Below are 22,348 nucleotides of genomic sequence, written 5' to 3'. Positions count from 1 at the left end.
TTCGCTCATATTCCGCTGATAATTCGCTCATTTTTAGGATACAACTTTGTTTCCATATTTCCTGGAAACTGATAAAAAGCAAGGAGAAAGATGGAACAAACTAATCAAAAATCCCAGTGCCAGCAACTCTGGGCTAGAAACAAATACCTCGTTTTGAGCCATTCCAGTAATATTTACAATGGGATTCGCCAATACTTGAAGAATGAACAGGTGGAGGTCAGCCATGTTCAAAACCTCATTGACCGTGCTTGCCAGATTCCAGAACACAGGGGTCAGGTTTGCAATGCCTTTCAGCATATTTGGGGCTATTTCAAAAAGAAAGCGACTGATGCTGAGCGTAAGGACTACATGCTCTTGCTGGATCGCTACCGCTTTGGTCAGGTTTCTAAGGAAGACTTGATCGTTAAGACTCGAGACTTGCTTGATCGCTATCCAAATACCTACTTGCAACATTCGACCTTACTGAAAGGAGACTCCCATGAGACTTTGGCATGAGGCTTTGATTTCACAACTTCCCCGTCCGCAGCTTTTGGGGCAACATCGAGAGTGCTGCGCCCTGCGTGGCAATGGTTGGGGCAAAAAACATGCGACGGTGGACTATGTCTTTACTCACTCGCCCTATCATCTCTATGCTTATCATCGCTTGATTATGGAGGAAATGGTTGGCCGTGGCTACAATGTCAGTCCAGAATGGCTGGACAAGAACTACCGTGGCAAAATTTGCCCAGCTTATGAAGACTTGCCTGAGGAAAAGTTGGACAATCCCATCTATAGTGAGCATGATGCAGAATACTATGAGGAGTGCCTGGCTAATCTCCGAGAGAAAGGCATTGAGCTGGAGTAAGAGTCAGGATTAGCTTCACATTATAACTCTTTTCGTTTTTTTCGAATAATAAAGATGAGACCTTTAGAATGATTCAAAGGTCTTCTTTTTATGGGTATTAGAATTTACTTTTAATAACTTTTAAGTTATAATTTTAAAAAAGCCAAGCGTGAACTAAAGGACATAAAAGAAAGAGGGTTAAGTGATGAAGAATAGTGCCATTGGAAGTAATTGGAAGGATGTCCGAACAGAACTCTTTACCAAGGAAGAAATTCTTGAAAGTGATATGCGAGTGGCTATTATGAGTGAGTTGATTGAGGCTAGACATGAGCAAGGTATCAGTCAGAAAAAGCTAGAGGAACTCAGTGGAGTAAGCCAGCCTGTTATAGCTAGGATGGAGACAGGAAAGACCAGTCCTCAGTTGGATACGGTCTTAAAAGTTTTAGCCAGTTTAGGAAAGACACTAGCAGTCGTTCCACTTGAACAGGAAAAAGGTTGATAGAGAAGAGATTACTTGGTTGGCTAAAATCATCCACAGAACAATTTTACCTCCCGTCCGCACTTTTTCAGGGAAATATCAGAATTACAAAAGAAAACCAACCTATAGTCTTTTCTAATAGCAAGTCATAGTCACTGATGAGAATCATCAATAGCTCGTTTGAGCATTCTAACTAAAATACAGCAATAAAACAAGCAATACAAAGGATTTGAGACACTGGTCTCAAGTCTTTTTCTTTTGTCCAAAAGAGTGATATAGTTTCAAACTATATCAAAGCCTAATTATTTACAATTATACAGACAGTTTCTTTTCTGTTAAGATAGTTTCAACAACAAATTTTGGAGGACACATCATGTCAACTACGATCATCGGTTTCCCTCGTTTGGGCGAATTCCGCGAATTAAAATTTACAACTGAAAAATACTTTAGAAAAGAAATCTCAGAAGAAGAACTCTTGGCAGCAGCAAAAGAATTGCGTGCGAAACACTGGAACATTGTCAAAGAAAAAGGCATCACTGAAATTCCATCAAATGACTTTTCTCACTATGACAACTTCTTAGATGCGGCTTTCCTCTTTAACGTGGTACCTGCATCCGTTCAAAACTTGGACTTGTCTGACCTTGAGCGCTACTTTGCTTTGGGTCGTGGTTACCAAGGAGAAAAAGGGGACGTGCGTGCCCTTCCGATGAAGAAATGGTTCAACACCAACTACCACTACATCGTGCCTAAATTTGAAAAAGACACTCAAGTTAAATTGGCTGGTCACAAGATCTTTGATGAGTTCCAAGAAGCAAAAGAACTTGGATTGAACACTCGTCCAGTCCTTGTAGGACCATTCACTTTCCTTCAATTGTCAGACTTTGAAGAAGGCGTGAAAGCAGAAGACTTCGTAGACAGCTTAGTAGCTGCATACCAAGAAGTTTTTGCTAAATTGGCGGAGCTTGGTGCGACTCGCATCCAACTCGACGAAGCGGCTCTTGTCAAAGATTTGACAGCTGAAGAAAAAGCTCTCTTCTTGAACCTCTACAACAAACTCTTGGCTGACAAAAAAGGTCTTGAAGTCTTGCTTCAAACTTACTTCGGTGACGTTCGTGACGTCTACTCTGATCTTGTGAACTTGCCAGTAGATGCGATCGGTCTTGACTTCGTTGAAGGTAAGAAAACTCTTGAACTCGTTAAAGGTGGTTTCCCAGCTGACAAGACTCTCTATGCTGGTATCGTCAATGGTAAAAACATTTGGCGCAACAACTACGAAAAGAGCTTGGCTGTTCTTGAGCAAATTCCAGCTGAAAACATCGTTTTGACTAGCTCATGCTCACTTCTTCATGTGCCATTTACAACAGCTAACGAAGAATTTGAACCAGCAATCTTGAACCACTTTGCTTTTGCAGTTGAAAAATTGGAAGAACTTCGTGACTTGGATGCTATCCGCAATGGTCAAGGTGCAGAGGCTCTTGCTGCTAATAAAGAACTCTTTGCGACGGAGCGTGTGGGTGAAAATGCAGAACTTCGTGCACGTATCGCTGGATTGACAGACGCTGACTACACTCGTTTGCCAGCCTTTGCAGAACGTGAAGCCATCCAAGAAGAAGCCTTTAAACTTCCAGCTCTTCCAACAACAACCATCGGTTCATTCCCTCAAACTAAGGAAGTCCGTGCCAAACGTTTGGCCTTCCGTAAGGGTGAATTGTCACAAGAAGAATACGACGCCTTCCTTGCTGAAACTATCGACGAATGGATCAAATGGCAAGAAGAAGTTGGATTTGACGTGCTTGTACACGGTGAATTCGAGCGTAACGACATGGTTGAGTACTTCGGTCAAAACTTGTCAGGTTACCTCTTCTCTAAGAATGGTTGGGTACAATCTTACGGTATGCGTGGGGTGAAACCACCAATCATCTGGGGTGATGTCACTCGTCTCAACCCAATCACTGTCAAATGGTCTAGCTACGCACAAAGCCGTACAGACAAGCCTGTCAAAGGTATGTTGACTGGACCTGTTACCATCCTTAACTGGTCATTCCCACGTGAAGACATTTCTATCAAGGATTCAACTCTTCAAATCGCTCTTGCCATCAAGGATGAAGTTCTTGACCTTGAAGCTGCAGGTGTGAAAATCATCCAAATTGACGAGGCTGCTCTTCGTGAGAAATTGCCACTCCGTCGTAGCGACTGGTACGAAGACTACCTTGACTGGGCTATTCCAGCCTTCCGCTTGGTACACTCTACAGTAGCGCCAGACACACAAATCCACACCCACATGTGTTACTCAGAATTTACAGATATCATCCCAGCTATCGACAACATGGATGCGGACGTTATTTCCTTTGAAGCAAGCCGTTCAAACCTTGAAATCTTGGACGAGCTCAAAGCGAAAAACTTCCAAACAGAAGTGGGGCCTGGGGTTTACGATATCCACTCACCTCGTGTGCCAAATGAAGGCGAAATCGACCACACAATCGATGCTATTCTTGCCAAAGTACCAAGCAAGAAAGTTTGGATCAACCCTGACTGTGGTTTGAAAACACGCGGTATTCCAGAAACAAAAGAAAGCTTGATCCGCCTTGTCGAAGCAGCAAAAGCTGCGCGTGAGAAATTGTAAGATAAGATTTCTCTCTTGACCCTGACTGATCAAGGAACTGCTTGGCCCTAGCTGGCTCAGCAATCATGAAATCAAAAAGAAAAGGATAATGACTATGTCACGCCAAACTCCGTCACTTTCATTTGAAGTGTTCCCTCCAAACCCAGCTGTGGGTAATGATAAAATTATTTCAGCCTTGCAGGATATGCGGGAGCTGACACCGCACTTTATCAGTGTGACCGCCAGTAATAATAAATTTAATATCAAGGAAACAACGGTTCGTTTGGCTGACTTTATCCAGAATGACTTGGCGATTCCAACCATTGCCCACTTGCCAGCTATCTATCTGACCAAGGACAAAGTTGCTGAAACCATTGCAGACTTGGATAAGGTTGGGGTACAGAAAATCTTGGCCTTGCGTGGGGACATTATCCCTGATGTGGAACCACAAAAGGATTTCCGCTACGCAACGGATTTGATCGAGTTCATCAAGGAACAAGCTCCTCACTTTGATATTGTTGGTGCTTGCTACCCAGAGGGGCACCCTGACTCTCCAAACCAAATCTCGGATATTCAAAATCTCAAGAAAAAAGTGGATGCAGGCTGTTCAAGTCTTGTAACGCAACTTTTCTTTGACAATGAGCGCTTCTACGATTTCCAAGACAAGTGTACCTTGGCAGGGATTGATGTTCCTATTCATGCGGGAATCATGCCTATTCTTAACCGTAACCAAGCGCTTCGTCTCTTGAAGACTTGTGAGAATATCCACCTTCCACGTAAATTTAAGGCCATCTTAGACAAGTATGAGCATGACCCTGAGTCGCTCAGAGCAGCAGGACTTGCCTATGCAGTGGACCAAATCGTGGACTTGGTCACTCAGGATGTCGCAGGTGTGCATCTTTACACCATGAACAATGCTGAAACAGCAAAATACATCCACCAAGCAACCCATGCCTTGTTTAACCATCAGTCTTTAGGATAATAAAAAGCAAACCATTCTTCTCAGGTGAGGGGAATGGTTCCTTTTTAATAGAAAAGCCCGCACTTTTTAAGAAAAATATGATAAAATAGACTCTGTACGTACTTGATACAAAGATGAGGGTATTTTCGTTATAGAAGTTTTTATTAAAACATGATAATAGGTGTCTATAAAAAGATATTTCACGCTATAGTGGTATCTTAGATGATAACAATGTTATTATCTAAGACGGGATTTTTGAGACATTTGGCTCAAAAATTAGGGATGAAATTCCCTGGATTTCTAAAATCATCCACTGGATAATTTTACCTTCCGTCCGCACTGTGTCAGTGAAATATCAAAAAAATTCTTAATTGAATTTTGGTCTCATTTCTTAGGAAAAAAGATAAGCTTCCTAGCACTCATCGAGTGTGGCGTCACCTTCCTATTTTTCTATAGAAATGTTCGGCAAACCGAACCGTCCAAAATATCTTGATTAATTGAACACGCCTACAACTCTGTGGAAAAAAATAAATCTACCTAGGAGCAGTCGCTCCGTCGTTCGATTTCCTATTTTCCTTTGAGTTGCTTAACGGCTTAGTATCTTGATCTTTGTAAGCAAGGCGTATAATTTCATCAATCCAAAGGGGATTAAAATGACAAAACAAGTGTTTCAAACGACTTTTGCGGGTCGTGAGTTAATCGTAGAGACTGGTCAGGTTGCTAAGCAAGCAAATGGCTCTGTTGTCATCCGTTACGGTGAGTCAACTGTCTTGACTGCGGCCGTTATGTCTAAGAAAATGGCAACTGGGGATTTCTTCCCACTTCAAGTCAACTACGAAGAAAAAATGTATGCGGCTGGGAAGTTTCCTGGTGGCTTTATGAAACGTGAAGGACGTCCTTCAACAGATGCGACTTTGACAGCGCGTTTGATTGACCGTCCAATCCGTCCTATGTTTGCGGAAGGTTTCCGTAATGAAGTGCAAGTCATAAACACGGTCCTTTCTTACGATGATAATGCATCTGCACCAATGGCAGCTATGTTTGGTTCATCCTTGGCACTTTCTATTTCAGACATTCCGTTTGACGGTCCGATCGCTGGGGTACAAGTGGGTTATGTCGATGGCCAAATCATCATCAACCCTACTCAAGAACAAGCTGAGCAATCGCTTCTTGAATTGACAGTAGCTGGTACCAAACACGCTATCAATATGGTGGAGTCTGGTGCCAAAGAATTGTCAGAAGAAATCATGTTGGAAGCTCTTCTCAAAGGGCACGAAGCAGTCAAAGAATTGATTGCCTTCCAAGAAGAAATCGTTGCCGCAGTTGGTAAGGAAAAAGCAGAAGTGGAATTGCTTCATGTGGATGCTGAATTACAAGCTGAAATCATCGAAGCCTACAACAGTGACCTTCAAAAAGCGGTTCAAGTAGAAGAAAAATTGGCTCGTGAATCTGCAACTCAAGCAGTGAAAGACCAAGTCACAGCAGTTTACGAAGAAAAGTATGCAGACCACGAAGAATTTGACCGTATCATGCGTGATGTAGCTGAAATCTTGGAACAAATGGAACATGCTGAAGTGCGCCGTTTGATCACAGAAGACAAGGTTCGTCCTGACGGTCGTAAGGTCGATGAAATCCGTCCTTTGGATGCGGTTGTTGACTTCCTTCCTCGTGTGCATGGTTCCGGTCTCTTCACTCGTGGACAAACTCAGGCTCTTTCAGTTTTGACCTTGGCTCCGATGGGAGAAACGCAAATCATCGATGGTTTGGACCCAGAGTATAAGAAACGCTTTATGCACCACTATAACTTCCCACAATACTCCGTAGGGGAAACTGGTCGTTACGGTGCACCAGGTCGTCGTGAAATTGGTCACGGTGCTCTCGGTGAGCGTGCTCTTGCTCAAGTTTTGCCAAGCTTGGAAGAATTCCCATACGCTATCCGTCTGGTAGCAGAAGTCTTGGAATCAAACGGTTCTTCCTCTCAAGCCTCTATCTGTGCGGGAACGCTTGCCCTTATGGCTGGTGGTGTGCCAATCAAGGCGCCAGTAGCTGGTATTGCCATGGGTCTCATCTCAGATGGAAATAACTATACAGTATTGACAGATATCCAAGGATTAGAAGATCACTTTGGAGACATGGACTTTAAGGTTGCCGGAACTCGTGAGGGGATTACAGCCCTTCAAATGGATATCAAGATCCAAGGGATTACTTCTGAAATCTTGACTGAAGCTTTGGCTCAAGCCAAGAAAGCGCGTTTTGAAATCCTTGATGTGATTGAAGCAACTATTCCAGAAGTTCGTCCAGAATTGGCTCCAACTGCTCCGAAAATTGATACTATCAAGATTGATGTGGACAAAATCAAGATTGTCATCGGTAAAGGTGGAGAAACCATCGACAAGATTATCGCTGAAACAGGCGTTAAGATTGATATTGACGAAGAAGGTAATGTATCCATCTACTCTAGCGACCAAGATGCCATTAACCGAACCAAAGAAATCATCGCTGGCTTGGTTCGTGAAGCCAAAGTGGATGAAGTTTACCATGCTAAGGTTGTTCGTATCGAGAAATTTGGTGCCTTTGTCAACCTCTTTGATAAGACAGATGCACTTGTGCACATTTCTGAAATGGCTTGGACTCGTACCAACCGTGTCGAGGACTTGGTAGCTATCGGTGATGAAGTTGACGTTAAGGTTATCAAGATTGATGAAAAAGGCCGTATCGATGCCTCTATGAAGGCTCTTCTTCCTCGTCCTCCAAAACCTGATCATGATGAAAAAGGCGAAAAGTCTGAGCGACCTCACCGTCCACGTCATCACAAGGACCACAAACCTAAGAAAGAATTTACAGAAACACCAAAAGATTCAGAATAAGAAAAGGAGAAATGTATGGGATGGTGGCGCGAAACCATTGATATTGTAAAAGAAAATGATCCAGCGGCACGCAACAGTTTGGAAGTTTTGCTGACTTATCCAGGTGTCAAGGCCTTAGCGGCCCACCGTCTCTCGCATTTTCTCTGGAAGCACGGCTTCAAACTCCTGGCTCGGATGCATAGTCAGTTTTGGCGCTTTTGGACCCAAATCGAGATTCATCCGGGTGCTCAGATAGAATCAGGTGTCTTTATCGACCATGGTTCTGGCTTGGTGATTGGAGAGACGGCGATTGTTGAAAAAGGCGTTCTTCTCTATCACGGAGTGACTCTTGGTGGGACTGGTAAGGATGTTGGCAAACGTCACCCGACTGTGCGTAAAGGAGCTCTCATATCAGCCCATGCCCAAGTCATCGGACCAGTGGAAATCGGTGAAAATGCCAAAGTCGGTGCTGCTGCAGTAGTTGTGGCAGACGTACCTAGTGATGTAACAGTTGTCGGTATTCCAGCTAAGATTGTTCGCGTTCATGGACAGAAGGATGAACCAACGATCCACGAAGTCGAAGAAAAACGAGAGTACTACGTCAATAAACTAGAGCAGGCTAGAGAAGCCAGTCACAGATCGTCGGGGTTGTAGAGAGTAGTAATGCCTTTTATCGAGAAACGCCTGATAAGGTCAAGCGTCGCTTGGCTGCTGGTGCACAAGTGGTGGACATGGAAGCTTCAGCTATCATGGCTTGGAGTCAATTTCGTAAAAGTAAAGTCTATCAGTTCTTCTACACAGCTGACTATGAGGATCATCATAACCGAGCCTGGGATGCCCGCCATGAAGAGCGGACAGCTGATGCCATGACTTTTTTCACTATCGCTTTGATAATAGCCAAGGAACTAGAAAGGTAACTACAAGAATGGCAGTATATTTTTACGGCTGTATCACCATGGATGGCTACTTGGCAGACAGTCAGCACAGGATAGACTGGCTGCATCAGCTTGGTTCTGTAGAGGATACAGGCTATGATGACTTTTACAGGCAAATGGATATCACCATCATGGGCAAGCGGACCTTTGAGGAAATCCAAGATTTACAAGATGTAGAAAGTTTTTATCAAGCTACGGAAAACTATGTCTTTACGCATGATAGGCACCTGCCTGTCAGCAATTACCAGCCAGTAGCTGGGGATGTGGTGGACTTTGTTCAGCAGATTGACAAAGGCAAAAATGTCTTTGTGATTGGTGGTAATTCCTTGGTAGGACCGCTCTTGGATGCGGATCTTTTCGACCACCTCATTATTCAGATAGCGCCCCTTATCCTAGGAAAGGGGGTTCCCCTCTTTACCCAAGAGGAAGGGCAGCGCTTTTACCAACTGGATAGCCTCAGACAATTTGGTCCTTTTGCAGAGCTGGTTTTCAGCCGAAAAAGTCAGAAATAGAGAAGGGAGTGGACCGCATGATTAAAATTTATGACACCATGTCTCGTGATTTGCGAGAATTTGTCCCAATCGAAGAAGGAAAGGTTCGCATGTATGTCTGTGGGCCTACGGTCTACAACTATATCCACGTGGGGAATGCCCGTTCGACGGTGGCTTTTGATACCATTCGTCGTTATTTTGAATACCGTGGCTACGAAGTTGCCTATATTTCCAATTTTACGGATGTGGATGATAAGATTATCAACCGTGCCAAGGAAGAAGGCATCACGCCGCAAGAGGTTGCGGACAAGTACATTGCTGCCTTTCGTGAGGATGTGACGTCCTTGGGCGTGAAACCTGCGACTCGCCATCCGCGTGTAGTGGAGTTTATGGCGAACATTATCCGCTTTGTGGAAGATTTGATTGAAAAAGGTTATGCTTACGAGAGTCAAGGAGATGTTTACTTCCGCGTGGAAAAATCTCACAACTATGCTAAGTTGGCCAATAAAACCTTGGAAGATTTGGAGCTGGGTGCTTCAGGTCGTACCGATGAAGAAACGGCTCGCAAGGAAAATCCTGTAGACTTTGCTCTTTGGAAAGCTGCAAAACCAGGCGAGATTTCTTGGAACAGTCCTTGGGGACCTGGTCGTCCGGGTTGGCATATCGAGTGTTCGGTCATGTCGACAGAGATTTTGGGAGATACCATTGATATCCACGGTGGTGGAGCTGATTTGGAGTTTCCTCACCATACCAACGAAATTGCCCAGTCAGAAGCAAAAACAGGCAAGACTTTTGCTAACTACTGGATGCACAATGGCTTTGTCAATATCGACAATGTTAAGATGTCTAAGTCCTTGGGCAACTTTATAACCGTACATGATGCCCTCAAAACCCTCGATGGGCAAGTGTTGCGTTTCTTCTTTGCGACTCAGCATTACCGTAAGCCTATCAACTTTACGGAAAAAGCAGTGCGAGACGCAGAGACCAATCTCAAGTATCTGAAGAACACCTACGAGCAACCATTTTCTGGGACTGTAGATGCTCAAGAGTTACAGGCTTTTAAAGATAAGTTTGTTGCCGCTATGGATGAGGATTTCAACTCCGCAAATGGTATCACAGTTGTCTTTGAAATGGCCAAGTGGATTAACTCTGGCAACTATGATGCAAGTGTTAAGCAAGCTCTTGCGGATATGTTGGAGGTCTTTGGGATTGTCTTTGTTGAGGAAGTTTTGGATGCAGACATTGAAGCCTTGATCCAAAAACGCCAAGAAGCGCGTGCTAATCGTGACTTTGCGACAGCAGACCAAATCCGTGATCAATTGGCTGCTCAAGGGATTAAGCTCCTTGACACCAAGGATGGAGTGAGGTGGACTCGTGATTGATGTCAATCTCATTAACGGGATTGCGCTAGCTTTTGAGGGAGATGCAGTTTATTCCATGTATATCCGTCGCCATCTCATCCTTAAAGGCATGACCAAGCCCAATAAACTCCACCAAGAGGCGACCAAGTATGTATCTGCCAAGGCTCAGGCTCACTTGATTGCCCTCATGTTGGAGGAGCAAGTCCTGACGGAAAAAGAAGAAGAAATCTATAAACGCGGCCGCAATGCCAACAGCCACACCAAGGCTAAGAATACAGATATTGTTACTTACCGTATGTCTACAGGCTTTGAAGCGGTCATGGGCTATCTCCATCTGACTGAAAATCTGGAGCGTCTAGAGACCATAATTTCTTGGTGCATCCAAAAAGTGGAGGGCTAGAATATGATTGCAAAGGAATTACAAGACTGGTTCCCTGAAGCTCAGATTTCAGATCAGCCAGTAGAGAAACCAGGCTATCTTACTCTCCCTTTAGCTTCTCAGCAGTGGATTCTACTGGAGGAAGCTGGGCTCAGCGAACGTGAAAAGCAGTTGGTTGCCCTTTTGACCCAGCAGGAGCAGGCTCGTTCGCTCAATCCTTGGTATCCCTATCTGATTGAGGGGAAGGGGCAGGCGCCGCAAACTTTCAAAAAGATTCAGCTGGTTTATTGCCATCTTTCCTACTTCCAACAGGAAAATCTAGCCTCTTGGCTGGATATGATGCGGACTCTTTTTCCTAACTGTCAGACAGTATTGCAGGTCGGTGCTCAGGATTATGTATTTGTTCTTCAACAAGATAAGTATACCTCTGTTCGCTCGATTTTATCTGATACGATTGAAGCGGTTGAGTATGACTTTGGCCTTCGTCTGTCGATCATGTTGGGGCAGGTGTGGTCTCAGACAGGCCATCAAACCCTATCAGACTTAATCAAAGCGGAGCGAGATTTGTTTAAGACTTGGTGGCGTCAGGGTCACCAAGGTGTACACACCTTTTCACAACTCTATCTTTGGAGTATGGGAGAAAGGATTGTGGACCTGAAGGTAACCAAGGAATGCCTGCACCAGATGATCTTGGATCAGGACCAGATTCAGGAAATCATTCTTTCTCTTTGGGAAAACAGTGCTGTCCTAACTAAAACAGCCCAGCAACTCTATCTGCACCGCAACTCTCTCCAATACAAGATTGATAGATGGGAAGAATTGACAGGGCTTCAGTTGAAGGAGTTAACGGATCTTACCTTGTGTTATCAGTTGATTTTACCAGATATTCTTTAAAGTTTTGTGCAAGTTGCACAGAACTTTTTTATTTTTTTGGTCATCTTGCCATAGAAAAGTAAAGCGTTTTCATCTATAATAAAACTATCAAAAGACAAAAGGAGTTTACCTCGATGGTAGAATTAAATCTTAAAAATATTTACAAAAAATATCCAAACAGCGAACACTACTCAGTTGAAGACTTCAACTTGGACATCAAAGACAAAGAATTTATCGTTTTCGTAGGGCCTTCAGGATGTGGTAAATCAACAACTCTTCGTATGATTGCTGGTCTTGAAGACATTACAGAAGGTACTGCATCTATCGATGGCGTGGTTGTCAACGACGTGGCTCCAAAAGACCGTGACATTGCCATGGTATTCCAAAACTACGCTCTTTACCCACACATGACTGTATATGACAACATGGCTTTCGGTTTGAAATTGCGTAAGTACAGCAAAGAAGACATCGACAAACGTGTACAAGAAGCAGCAGCAATCCTTGGTTTGAAAGAATTCTTGGATCGTAAACCAGCTGACCTTTCAGGTGGTCAACGTCAACGTGTTGCCATGGGTCGTGCCATCGTCCGTGATGCAAAAGTGTTCTTGATGGATGAACCTTTGTCAAACTTGGATGCCAAACTTCGTGTATCGATGCGTGCTGAAATTGCGAAGATTCACCGTCGTATCGGTGCTACAACTATCTACGTAACCCACGACCAAACAGAAGCGATGACACTTGCAGACCGTATCGTTATCATGTCAGCAACTAAGAACCCAGCTGGTACAGGTACTATCGGACGTGTTGAACAAATCGGTACTCCTCAAGAAGTTTACAAAAACCCAGTTAACAAATTTGTAGCAGGATTCATCGGAAGCCCAGCTATGAACTTCATCAATGTAAAATTGGATGGTAGCGAAATTGTTTCTGACGGTTTCCGCTTGAAAGTGCCAGAAGGTGCTTTGAAAGTTCTTCGTGACAAAGGCTACGAAGGAAAAGAATTGATCTTCGGTATCCGTCCAGAAGATGTGAACGCAGAACCTGCTTTCCTTGAAACATTCCCAGAGTCAGTTGTCAAAGCTACTATCTCCGTATCAGAATTGCTTGGTTCAGAATCTCACCTTTACTGCCAAGTTGGTAAAGACGAATTTGTTGCAAAAGTGGATGCTCGTGACTACTTGCAAACAGGTGCAACAGTTGAACTTGGATTTGACTTGAACAAAGCACACTTCTTCGACGTAGAAACTGAAAAAACTGTCTACTAAGCAAATGAAATGTCAAAACACTACTAGAGAAATCTGGTAGTGTTTTTTTAATGATTGGTATTGGCATAAAAACAGGCTTTTCTAGTTTTCATATCCTTAAAAAAGTGATAAAATGGTAGGAAGAATTGGAGAGTATAGATGCCGAAAGAAGTGAATTTGACGGGCGATCAGGTAGTCGCTTTAACGAAAGAATATTTAACAAAGGAAGACGTTACTTTTGTACAAAAAGCATTGATTTACGCAGTTGATTGTCATAGTGGGCAGTTTCGGAAATCAGGTGAGCCCTATATTATCCATCCCATTCAGGTTGCAGGCATTCTAGCTAAGCTCAAGCTGGATGCCGTAACCGTTGCCTGTGGTTTTTTGCATGACGTAGTTGAAGACACAGATGCGACACTGGATGATCTGGAAAGAGAGTTCGGTCATGATGTTCGGATTATCGTTGATGGGGTGACCAAGCTTGGTAAGGTTGAGTACAAATCACTCGAGGAACAATTGGCTGAAAATCACCGCAAGATGCTTATGGCCATGTCTGAGGATATCCGCGTTATCTTGGTTAAATTATCGGACCGTTTGCACAATATGCGGACTCTTAAACACCTGCGAAAGGACAAGCAAGAACGGATTTCCAGAGAAACCATGGAAATTTACGCACCACTTGCTCATCGTCTAGGGATTTCCAGTGTCAAGTGGGAGTTGGAAGATCTATCTTTCCGTTACCTCAATCCAACTGAGTTTTACAAGATTACCCACATGATGAAGGAAAAACGCAGAGAACGTGAGGCTTTGGTCGACGAAGTCGTAACCAAGTTGGAAGAGTACGCTACCGAACGAAATCTCAAAGGGAAAATCTATGGTCGTCCTAAGCATATCTATTCGATCTACCGCAAGATGCAGGATAAGAAGAAACGCTTTGAGGAAATTTATGACCTGATTGCCATTCGCTGTATCTTAGATACCCAGAGTGATGTCTATGCTATGCTGGGTTATGTGCATGAACTTTGGAAACCTATGCCAGGCCGCTTCAAAGACTATATCGCCAATCGTAAGGCCAATGGTTACCAGTCTATCCATACAACTGTTTATGGGCCAAAAGGGCCGATTGAATTCCAGATTCGTACTAAAGAAATGCACGAAGTGGCTGAGTACGGGGTAGCGGCTCACTGGGCTTATAAGAAAGGCATTAAAGGGCAGGTCAACAGCAAGGAATCTGCTATTGGGATGAACTGGATCAAGGAGATGATGGAGCTCCAAGACCAGGCTGATGATGCCAAGGAATTTGTGGACTCTGTTAAGGAAAACTATCTGGCGGAGGAGATTTACGTCTTTACTCCTGATGGTGCAGTTCGCTCCCTTCCAAAAGATTCAGGACCGATTGACTTTGCCTATGAAATCCATACCAAAGTCGGTGAAAAAGCGACTGGCGCCAAGGTCAATGGCCGTATGGTTCCGCTGACAACCAAGCTCAAGACAGGGGATCAGGTTGAAATTATCACCAATCCCAACTCCTTTGGTTCGAGTCGTGACTGGCTCAACATGGTCAAGACCAGTAAGGCGCGCAACAAGATTCGTCAGTTCTTTAAAAATCAAGACAAGGAATTATCCGTTAACAAGGGCCGTGAAATGTTGATGGCCCAGTTCCAAGAAAACGGCTATGTAGCCAATAAATTCATGGACAAGCGCCATATGGATGAGGTTCTTCAAAAGACCAGCTACAAGACAGAGGAGGCTCTCTACGCAGCCATTGGTTTTGGAGAAATTGGCGCTATTACCGTCTTTAACCGTTTGACCGAAAAGGAACGTCGTGAGGAAGAACGCGCTAAGGCCAAGGCGGAAGCAGAAGAGCTTGTCAAAGGTGGCGAAGTTAAGGTCGAAAACAAAGAAACCCTCAAGGTTAAGCATGAGGGTGGTGTGGTCATTGAAGGTGCCTCAGGTCTCTTAGTGCGGATTGCCAAGTGTTGCAATCCAGTTCCGGGTGACGACATTGTCGGTTACATTACTAAGGGACGCGGTGTGGCTATTCACCGTGTGGACTGTATGAATCTCCGTGCCCAAGAAAACTACGAGCAACGTCTCCTTGATGTGGAGTGGGAAGATCAATTCTCAAGCAAGGAATACACTGCCCACATCGATATCTATGGTCTCAACCGTACAGGGCTCTTAAATGATGTTTTACAAGTTCTCTCAAACACGACCAAGAATATCTCAACCGTTAATGCTCAACCAACTAAGGATATGAAATTTGCTAATATCCATGTCTCCTTTGGAATTTCAAACCTCTCTACACTGACCACAGTCGTGGACAAGATTAAGAGTGTGCCAGAGGTCTACTCTGTCAAACGGACCAACGGCTAATTCTCCCTTCAGTTACTAGAAAGGCTATTATGAAAATCATTATTCAACGGGTTAAAAAAGCTCAAGTCAGTATCGAAGGTCAGGTTCATGGAAAGATCAATCAGGGACTCTTATTGCTGGTCGGTGTTGGTCCAGAGGACCAAGAGGAAGATTTGGACTATGCTGTGAGAAAGCTCGTCAACATGCGGATTTTTTCAGATGTGGAAGGCAAGATGAACCTGTCTGTCAAAGATATTGAAGGAGAAATCCTTTCTATTTCTCAGTTTACCCTCTTTGCAGATACCAAGAAAGGCAATCGTCCAGCTTTTACAGGTGCAGCCAAGCCTGATATGGCAACTGCCTTTTATGAGGCTTTCAACCAAAAGCTAGCTCAGGAAGTGCCCGTTCAGACAGGTATCTTTGGAGCGGATATGCAGGTGGAGCTAGTCAATGATGGGCCAGTTACCATCATTCTTGATACTAAAAATAGATAAGAAAACCAAGCCAGCTGGCTTGGTTTTTGTTTATAGACACTCCCAGAAGGAGATGTGTTTGTTGTAAAAGTCTGGATAGTTTTCTCTTAGGTGGGCAGCCGTCATATAATATAAAGTAGAATGACAACCAGTGACGATTGGCATAAGAGAGGAAAATCGTTGAGAACTAGTGAAGGCTAAAAAGACAAATAATAGAAGGTCAACGGAGAGAATCGTTAAGTAGTAGAGGCGAATTTTTTTGTTCATCTGAGGATAAATCTCAGAGAAATGTTTTTTGAGTCGATTGACCAAGCGAAATAGCAGTAGTCCTTGAGCAAGGATGAAAATGAAGCAAAAAATCAGACCTCTCTCCAAAGAAAGTTCGTATCGGGGTCTGAAAGTTACCAACAGTAGCAAATCGCTGACTACAATGGCTGCAAAATGGATTCTAAAGAGCTTTTTCATAGGAAGACCTCCCTCTTTTATCTAGCTTCATTCTACACCAAACAAATGGGAGTTACAAGCAAAATAATAAAAAATCCCTGAAAAGAATTTCTTTCAGGAATAAGGGCTTAGTTGATTTTTTCGACATAGAGTTGTTTGGCGATATCCATACTAACTTGGAGGTCTTCGTCTTTGTTGACCAGTGTAAAGGTATTGGAAAAATTATCAAACTGCTTGACTTTGACTTGGTCACCGATATGGATTTCATGCTTTTCTAGATACTTGAGTAGTTCAAAACTATCATGAACGCGAGTCAGGAGATAGGTTCCAGCTTCCTGGACAGCTGCTAGTGGAAGGTTATTGATTTCAACCAAGAGTTCTCCCTCGGCTGGTATGGTTCCACCGTGGGGGCAAGTTTGAGGGAAACCAAGCAGTTTATCCAGTCTCTTTACAAATAGGTCAGAGACTGTGTGTTCTAGGACCTCAGCTTCTTCGTGGATTTGATCGCTAGTATAGTCTAGATGGTGAACTAGAAAGACTTCAATCAACCGGTGTTTACGATAGAGCTCAGAGACCAGTTTGAGGCCAATATCTGTCAATAGATAGCCGTTCTCCTTATCCTTGAGGATGAGATTTTCACTTTTCATGCGTTTGATCATCTCTGTTACAGCAGGCGGAGAGACCTGCATACGGGCAGCAATCTCTTTGTTGGTGATTTTTTGCATGTCCGTACCGATTTCATAAATACATTTTAAATAATCTTCTTTATTTGGAGTCATTCGTTTCCTCTTGTTCATTCTCTCCATCTAGTATACCAAAAAAAGCTAGATTTCTCTAGCTTTCTGTCATAATGCTTGTGATTTTAGTCTAGTTCTTTAACTGCAGCAATGGCAGCTTCAAAGTCTGGTTCCGTGTTGATGTTGTCAACGTATTCTACGTAACGGATGACATTGTCAGTATCGAGAACAAAGACGGCACGTGCAAGGAGATGCCATTCGTTGATCAAAAGGGCATAATCGCGTCCGAAAGAATGGTCGAAGTAGTCTGAAAGCATGATGGCATTGTCAAGACCTTCAGCCCCACACCAGCGTCCTTGGGCAAATGGTAGGTCCATAGAAACAGTAAGAACGACAGTATTGTCAATGTTGGCAAGTTCTTGGTTGAATCGACGTGTTTGCGTTGAGCAGACACCAGTATCGATAGAAGGGACAACACTCAAGACTTTTTTCTTTCCATCAAAGTCAGCTAGCGTTTTTTTAGAGAGATCGGTTGTCGTAAGAGAAAAGTCAAGTGCCTTGTCTCCGACTTGCAGTTGTTTACCTGTAAAAGTTACAGGATTTCCGAGAAAAGTGGTCATGAAACTACTCCATTCTTTTTTCTTTTATTTTACCGAGAATTGTCAGATTTTTCCAATGATTTGACCGGAAATTGAAAAAACGCCAATTCGGTGAGAATGACGTTTTTAATGGATTATTTTGACAAACCTTCAGCAATCTTGTCAAGGTTGTATTTCATCATGTTGTAGTAGCTGTCACCTTCTTTACCTTCTTCAGCGATTGAGTCAGTAAAGATTTGTGCGTAAATTGGGATATTTGTGTCTTGTGAAACAGTCTTCATTGGACGGTCATCGACACTTGATTCAACAAAGAGTGATGGAACTTTTGTTTGGCGAAGTTTTTCAACCAAGGTCTTGATTTGTTCAGGTGTTCCTTCTTCTTCTGTGTTGATTTCCCAGATGTAGGCACTTGGAACTTCGTAAGCTTTAGAGAAGTATTTGAAGCATCCTTCGCTGGTTACAATGAGTTTTTTCTCAGCAGGGATATTGTTAAATTTCTCTTTAGCTTCCTTGTCCAGTTTGTCTAGCTTTTCAGTATAGTCTTTGAGATTTTTTTCGTAGAATTCCTTGTTGCTAGGGTCTTTTGCAATCAACTGTTTAGCGATATTTTTAGCATAAATTATCCCATTTTCAAGGTTGAGCCAAGCGTGTGGGTCTTCTTTGCCTTTCTCGTTTTGACCTTCAAGGTAGATGATATCTACGCCGTCACTAACTGCATAGTAGTCTTTGTTTTCAGTTTTCTTGGCATTTTCGACCAATTTGGTAAACCAAGCATTGCCACCTGTTTCAAGGTTGATACCGTTATAGAAAATGAGGTCAGCCTCAGAAGTTTTCTTTACGTCTTCAGGAAGTGGTTCGTACTCGTGTGGGTCTTGACCAACAGGAACGATACTGTGAAGATCAATCTTGTCACCAGCGATATTTTTAGTAATATCAGCAATGATAGAGTTAGTCGCTACAACCTTTAGTTTTTGGTTTGTAGATGCTGTATCTTTTTTCCCACTAGCACAGGCAGCTAATCCAATGATAGAAAGAAAAAGAACGAGCAATGTACCTAATTTTTTCATTAGATTCCTCCAGAAGGGTTTCCCCTTATTTATTGATTTTTTTATTTTTTAGTTTCAAGTATCGTTGCTTTGGAGAGATAAAGAAACTGATTAAGAAGAAGCTGGCGGATGTGAGCACGATGCTGGATCCTGCTGCGAGGTTGAAGCTATAGCCGATAAAGAGTCCCAAAACAGAAGCGGTTGCCCCTAGGGTTGATGAAAGAAAAATCATGCTCTTTAGGCTATTAGCATACAGGTAAGCCGTCGCAGCTGGGGTGATCAACATGGCCACGATAAGAATCGTTCCAACACTTTGCATGGCAGTGACTGACACAAGGGTCAAGAGCACCATGAGCAGATAGTGGTAGAAATTGACGGGCATTCCCATGGCTTTAGCCAGGAGTTCGTCAAAGGATGTAATCAATAGTTGTTTAAAGAAAATCCCGATAATCAAGAGAATGACTGCACCCACACCAATGGTGATCCACATGTCCGTATCTTGGACAGCGAGGATATTCCCAAAAAGGATATGGAAGAGGTCTGTCGAACTCTTGGCAACACTAATCAAGATGACACCTAAGGCTAAGAAAGATGAAAAGGTAATACCAATGGCAGTGTCACTCTTGATGATAGAGTTTCCCTTGATGTAGGTAATGATGATGGAAGCCATCAAGCCAAAGATGATTGCTCCAATAAAGAAATCAATTCCCAGGATAAAGGAAAGGGCTACGCCGGGCAAAACTGCGTGAGAGATAGCATCCCCCATGAGAGACATTCCACGTAGGATGATAAAACATCCCACAGCTCCAGCAACCACTCCGATGACTATAGCTGTTATCAAGGCATTTTGTAGGAAATGGAAATGTTGCAATCCATCGATAAATTCTACTATCATAGGTCACCTCCATTAAAGAAGAGCTTACTACCATAAGCTTTTTTGAGATTGACTTCGGTAAAGGTTTCTTCAGTTGAACCAATAGCAACCAATTCTCGATTGAGAAGCATAACTTGGTCGAAATAATGAGGGACTTTGCTGAGGTCATGATGGACGATGAGAACTGTTTTACCAGCTTTTTTAAGGTCTCTCAGTGTATTCATGATAATCTCTTCACTGATCGAGTCAATCCCGACAAAAGGCTCATCTAAAAAGATGTAGTCAGCTTCCTGCACTAAGCAGCGGGCAATCAAAACACGTTGGAATTGTCCTCCAGAGAGCTGACTGATTTGGCGATCAGCATAGTCTGAGAGTCCAACGATTTCAAGTGCATCCGCCACTTTTTTCCAGTGGCTGGCCTTTAAAGTGTGGAAGAGCGGGATAGATGGATAGAGTCCCAGTGAGACACATTCCTTGACCTTGATAGGGAAATTGTAGTCGATATGGATTTTTTGCTCGACATAGGCAACTCGATGTAAAGATTTCTTGACTTCTTTGTCATCGAGAAAGGCCTGACCTTCGTGTGGGATAATTCCCAACATACTTTTTAATAAAGTTGATTTTCCAGCACCGTTTGGACCAATAATTCCGGTAATAGTTGGTCCGTGGAGCACTAGTGAAATATCCTTTAGTGCCAACGTTTCTTTGTAGGAGACACTGAGGTTTTCGATACGTATCATACAGTTATTTTCCTCCTGTCTTTTAATATACATTAAAAAAAAAATTAAGTCAAGTTAATTTTTAAAAAATTTAAAATAATAACTGAAAAATGAAGAAAAAAGAGAGACCATTTTTAATTGCATTCCCAAGTGTTTTTTGCTAAGCTAAGAATAAGTGAAAAAATGAAAGCGAGAACAAGATGACACGTTATCAAGACGATTTTTATGATGCAATCAATGGAGAATGGGAAAAAACAGCTGTTATTCCAGCTGATAAATCTCGAACAGGTGGCTTTATTGACCTTGATGAGGAAATTGAAGAGTTAATGCTGGCAACTACGGACAAGTGGTTGGAAGGCGAAGATGTTCCAGAGGACGCTATCCTCGCAAACTTTGTTAAGTACCATCGTATGGTACGTGATTTTGACAAGAGAGAAGCTGATGGGATCAAGCCTGTTTTGCCAATGCTCAAGGAATACCAAGATTTGGAGAGCTTTGCAGATTTTACTAGCAAACTGGCAGAGTTTGAACTAGCAGGGAAACCAAACTTCCTTCCATTTGGAGTATCACCAGACTTTATGGATGCCAGAACCAATGTTCTCTGGGCAAGTGCACCAGGAACTATCTTGCCAGATACAACCTACTATGCTGAAGACCATCCTCAGCGTGAGGAACTCTTGACGCTTTGGAAGGAAAGTAGCGCAAATCTTCTCAAAGCCTACGATTTTTCAGATGAGGAAATTGCAGATTTGCTAGAGAAGAGATTGGAATTGGACCGTCGTATCGCTGCAGTTGTCCTTTCAAATGAAGAAAGTTCAGAATATGCCAAACTCTATCATCCATACGCTTATGAAGATTTCAAGAAATTCGCTCCTGCCATACCTTTGGATGATTTCTTCCAAGCTATTCTTGGGCAAGTGCCTGACAAGGTTATCGTAGATGAAGAGCGTTTCTGGCAAGCAGCAGACCAATTTTATAGTGAAGAAGCTTGGCCTTTGCTTAAGGCAACCTTGATTTTAGCTGTGGTGAATCTTTCAACCAGCTATCTAACTGACGAGATTCGTGTTTTGTCAGGTGCCTACGGACGTGCCCTTTCAGGTGTTCCAGAAGCTCAGGATAAGGTCAAGGCAGCTTATCACTTGGCTCAAGGTCCTTTCAAGCAGGCTCTTGGTCTCTGGTATGCGTATGAAAAATTTTCCCCAGAAGCTAAGGCTGATGTAGAGAAAAAAGTGGCGACTATGATCGATGTTTATAAGGAACGTTTGGCTAAGAACGACTGGCTCACTCCTGAAACGCGTGATAAAGCCATTGTCAAACTCAATGTCATCAAGCCTTATATCGGTTATCCAGAGGAATTGCCAGAACGCTACAAGGACAAAGTAGTGGATGAAACTGCCAGTCTCTTTGAGAATGCCCTAGCCTTTGCGCGTGTGGAAATCAAGCACAGCTGGAGCAAGTGGAACCAACCGGTTGACTACAAGGAGTGGGGTATGCCAGCTCACATGGTCAATGCCTACTACAATCCTCAGAAGAACTTGATTGTCTTCCCAGCTGCCATTTTACAGGCTCCATTCTATGATTTGCACCAGTCATCTTCTGCCAACTACGGTGGTATTGGTGCAGTTATTGCTCACGAGATTTCTCACGCCTTTGACACAAATGGTGCGTCCTTTGATGAAAATGGTAGTCTCAAGGATTGGTGGACAGAGAGTGACTATACTGCTTTCAAAGAAAAAACGCAGAAAGTTATCGACCAGTTTGATGGACAAGAATCTTACGGTGCAACGATTAATGGGAAACTAACCGTGTCTGAAAACGTTGCTGACTTGGGAGGAATTGCTGCAGCCCTTGAAGCAGCCAAGAGAGAACCAGACTTCTCAGCTGAAGAATTTTTCCACAACTTTGCTCGTATCTGGCGCATGAAAGGCCGTCCAGAATTGATGAAACTTATGGCCAGTGTCGATGTGCACGCGCCTGCCAAACTCCGTGTCAACGTTCAAGTGCCAAACTTCGATGACTTCTTTACAACATACGATGTCAAAGAAGGCGACGGCATGTGGCGTTCACCAGAGGACCGTGTGATTATTTGGTAAAGTAAGACCCTAACC

Annotated in this window: 21 protein-coding genes and 2 pseudogenes; 16 read left to right on the top strand and 7 right to left on the bottom strand. The window is 43.2% G+C overall.

The window, feature by feature from the left end; genetic code table 11:
* Window positions 1-90 precede the first annotated feature (90 nt).
* The 5 genes from DG474_RS07460 to metF all read left to right on the top strand — a co-directional run bounded on the left by DG474_RS07460 (window position 91) and on the right by metF (window position 4,885).
* Complete coding sequence (locus DG474_RS07460) at window positions 91-495, top strand: YbgA family protein (protein WP_049519308.1); 405 nt, start codon at window positions 91-93, stop codon at window positions 493-495.
* Window positions 479-844, top strand: coding sequence for a TIGR02328 family protein (locus DG474_RS07455; RefSeq protein WP_255777924.1), 366 nt, complete (start codon window positions 479-481; stop codon window positions 842-844). The genes DG474_RS07460 and DG474_RS07455 overlap by 17 nt, the downstream gene beginning before the upstream one ends.
* Before the next feature lie 184 nt (window positions 845-1,028).
* Window positions 1,029-1,322, top strand: coding sequence for a helix-turn-helix domain-containing protein (locus DG474_RS07450; RefSeq protein ID WP_049519305.1), 294 nt, complete (start codon window positions 1,029-1,031; stop codon window positions 1,320-1,322).
* A 352-nt stretch (window positions 1,323-1,674) separates the two neighbouring features.
* Window positions 1,675-3,924, top strand: a complete 2,250-nt coding sequence (gene metE / locus DG474_RS07445) for a 5-methyltetrahydropteroyltriglutamate--homocysteine S-methyltransferase (RefSeq protein ID WP_049519303.1) — start codon at window positions 1,675-1,677, stop codon at window positions 3,922-3,924.
* Window positions 3,925-4,018: 94 nt separating this feature from the next.
* The gene (gene metF / locus DG474_RS07440) at window positions 4,019-4,885 is read left to right on the top strand and encodes a methylenetetrahydrofolate reductase [NAD(P)H] (RefSeq protein WP_002882688.1); all 867 of its coding nucleotides are present in this window, start codon (window positions 4,019-4,021) and stop codon (window positions 4,883-4,885) included.
* 475 nt (window positions 4,886-5,360) lie between these two features.
* On the opposite strand, the pseudogene DG474_RS09635 reads toward metF, so the two are convergent.
* Window positions 5,361-5,450 (bottom strand): annotated as a pseudogene (locus tag DG474_RS09635) (5-methyltetrahydropteroyltriglutamate--homocysteine methyltransferase); the annotation flags it as partial.
* A gap of 67 nt (window positions 5,451-5,517) precedes the next feature.
* On the opposite strand from DG474_RS09635, the gene pnp reads away from it, so the two are divergent.
* The 10 genes and pseudogenes from pnp to dtd all read left to right on the top strand — a co-directional run bounded on the left by pnp (window position 5,518) and on the right by dtd (window position 15,842).
* A complete protein-coding gene (pnp, locus tag DG474_RS07435) occupies window positions 5,518-7,731 on the top strand; it encodes a polyribonucleotide nucleotidyltransferase (protein WP_255777917.1) in 2,214 nt (737 codons plus the stop codon).
* 15 nt (window positions 7,732-7,746) lie between these two features.
* Window positions 7,747-8,364 carry a serine O-acetyltransferase gene (cysE, locus tag DG474_RS07430; protein ID WP_000539964.1) on the top strand — a complete coding sequence of 206 codons (618 nt, stop codon included), beginning with the start codon at window positions 7,747-7,749 and terminating at the stop codon, window positions 8,362-8,364.
* 2 nt (window positions 8,365-8,366) lie between these two features.
* A pseudogene (locus DG474_RS07425) lies at window positions 8,367-8,627 on the top strand (phosphorylase family protein); the annotation flags it as partial.
* A gap of 8 nt (window positions 8,628-8,635) precedes the next feature.
* A complete protein-coding gene (locus DG474_RS07420) occupies window positions 8,636-9,157 on the top strand; it encodes a dihydrofolate reductase family protein (protein WP_000301980.1) in 522 nt (173 codons plus the stop codon).
* Window positions 9,158-9,174: 17 nt separating this feature from the next.
* The gene (cysS, locus tag DG474_RS07415; protein WP_247940641.1) at window positions 9,175-10,518 is read left to right on the top strand and encodes a cysteine--tRNA ligase; all 1,344 of its coding nucleotides are present in this window, start codon (window positions 9,175-9,177) and stop codon (window positions 10,516-10,518) included.
* Entirely contained in the window at window positions 10,511-10,897 is a 387-nt protein-coding gene (locus tag DG474_RS07410) for a Mini-ribonuclease 3 (RefSeq protein ID WP_247940642.1), read from the top strand. The genes cysS and DG474_RS07410 overlap by 8 nt, the downstream gene beginning before the upstream one ends.
* A gap of 3 nt (window positions 10,898-10,900) precedes the next feature.
* Window positions 10,901-11,770, top strand: coding sequence for a helix-turn-helix domain-containing protein (locus DG474_RS07405; protein WP_247940643.1), 870 nt, complete (start codon window positions 10,901-10,903; stop codon window positions 11,768-11,770).
* A gap of 113 nt (window positions 11,771-11,883) precedes the next feature.
* A complete protein-coding gene (locus DG474_RS07400; RefSeq protein WP_247940644.1) occupies window positions 11,884-13,014 on the top strand; it encodes an ABC transporter ATP-binding protein in 1,131 nt (376 codons plus the stop codon).
* A gap of 138 nt (window positions 13,015-13,152) precedes the next feature.
* Window positions 13,153-15,369 carry a RelA/SpoT family protein gene (locus DG474_RS07395; protein ID WP_255777913.1) on the top strand — a complete coding sequence of 739 codons (2,217 nt, stop codon included), beginning with the start codon at window positions 13,153-13,155 and terminating at the stop codon, window positions 15,367-15,369.
* A 29-nt stretch (window positions 15,370-15,398) separates the two neighbouring features.
* Window positions 15,399-15,842, top strand: coding sequence for a D-aminoacyl-tRNA deacylase (gene dtd / locus DG474_RS07390; protein ID WP_255777912.1), 444 nt, complete (start codon window positions 15,399-15,401; stop codon window positions 15,840-15,842).
* Between the two features lie 30 nt (window positions 15,843-15,872).
* On the opposite strand, the gene DG474_RS07385 is transcribed toward dtd, so the two are convergent.
* The 6 genes from DG474_RS07385 to DG474_RS07360 form a co-directional block, all read right to left on the bottom strand.
* Window positions 15,873-16,286: a hypothetical protein gene (locus DG474_RS07385; RefSeq protein ID WP_255777908.1), complete on the bottom strand. Its 414-nt coding sequence runs from the start codon at window positions 16,284-16,286 to the stop codon at window positions 15,873-15,875.
* A gap of 107 nt (window positions 16,287-16,393) precedes the next feature.
* A complete protein-coding gene (locus DG474_RS07380) occupies window positions 16,394-17,044 on the bottom strand; it encodes a metal-dependent transcriptional regulator (protein WP_255777907.1) in 651 nt (216 codons plus the stop codon).
* A gap of 83 nt (window positions 17,045-17,127) precedes the next feature.
* Window positions 17,128-17,622: a thiol peroxidase gene (gene tpx / locus DG474_RS07375; protein WP_255777906.1), complete on the bottom strand. Its 495-nt coding sequence runs from the start codon at window positions 17,620-17,622 to the stop codon at window positions 17,128-17,130.
* Window positions 17,623-17,735: 113 nt separating this feature from the next.
* Window positions 17,736-18,668 carry a metal ABC transporter substrate-binding protein gene (locus tag DG474_RS07370; RefSeq protein ID WP_000733063.1) on the bottom strand — a complete coding sequence of 311 codons (933 nt, stop codon included), beginning with the start codon at window positions 18,666-18,668 and terminating at the stop codon, window positions 17,736-17,738.
* Between the two features lie 25 nt (window positions 18,669-18,693).
* The gene (locus DG474_RS07365; protein ID WP_084943830.1) at window positions 18,694-19,542 is read right to left on the bottom strand and encodes a metal ABC transporter permease; all 849 of its coding nucleotides are present in this window, start codon (window positions 19,540-19,542) and stop codon (window positions 18,694-18,696) included.
* A complete protein-coding gene (locus DG474_RS07360; protein WP_000619158.1) occupies window positions 19,539-20,261 on the bottom strand; it encodes a metal ABC transporter ATP-binding protein in 723 nt (240 codons plus the stop codon). Before DG474_RS07360 ends, DG474_RS07365 begins: the two co-directional genes overlap by 4 nt.
* Window positions 20,262-20,440: 179 nt before the next feature.
* On the opposite strand from DG474_RS07360, the gene DG474_RS07355 reads away from it, so the two are divergent.
* Window positions 20,441-22,333, top strand: coding sequence for a M13 family metallopeptidase (locus DG474_RS07355; RefSeq protein ID WP_255777904.1), 1,893 nt, complete (start codon window positions 20,441-20,443; stop codon window positions 22,331-22,333).
* Window positions 22,334-22,348 lie beyond the last annotated feature (15 nt).

Origin of the sequence: Streptococcus oralis, from assembly GCF_024399415.1 — a bacterium.
GTDB lineage: Bacteria > Bacillota > Bacilli > Lactobacillales > Streptococcaceae > Streptococcus > Streptococcus oralis_CS.
This window is presented reverse-complemented; position numbering and strand designations above follow the sequence as displayed.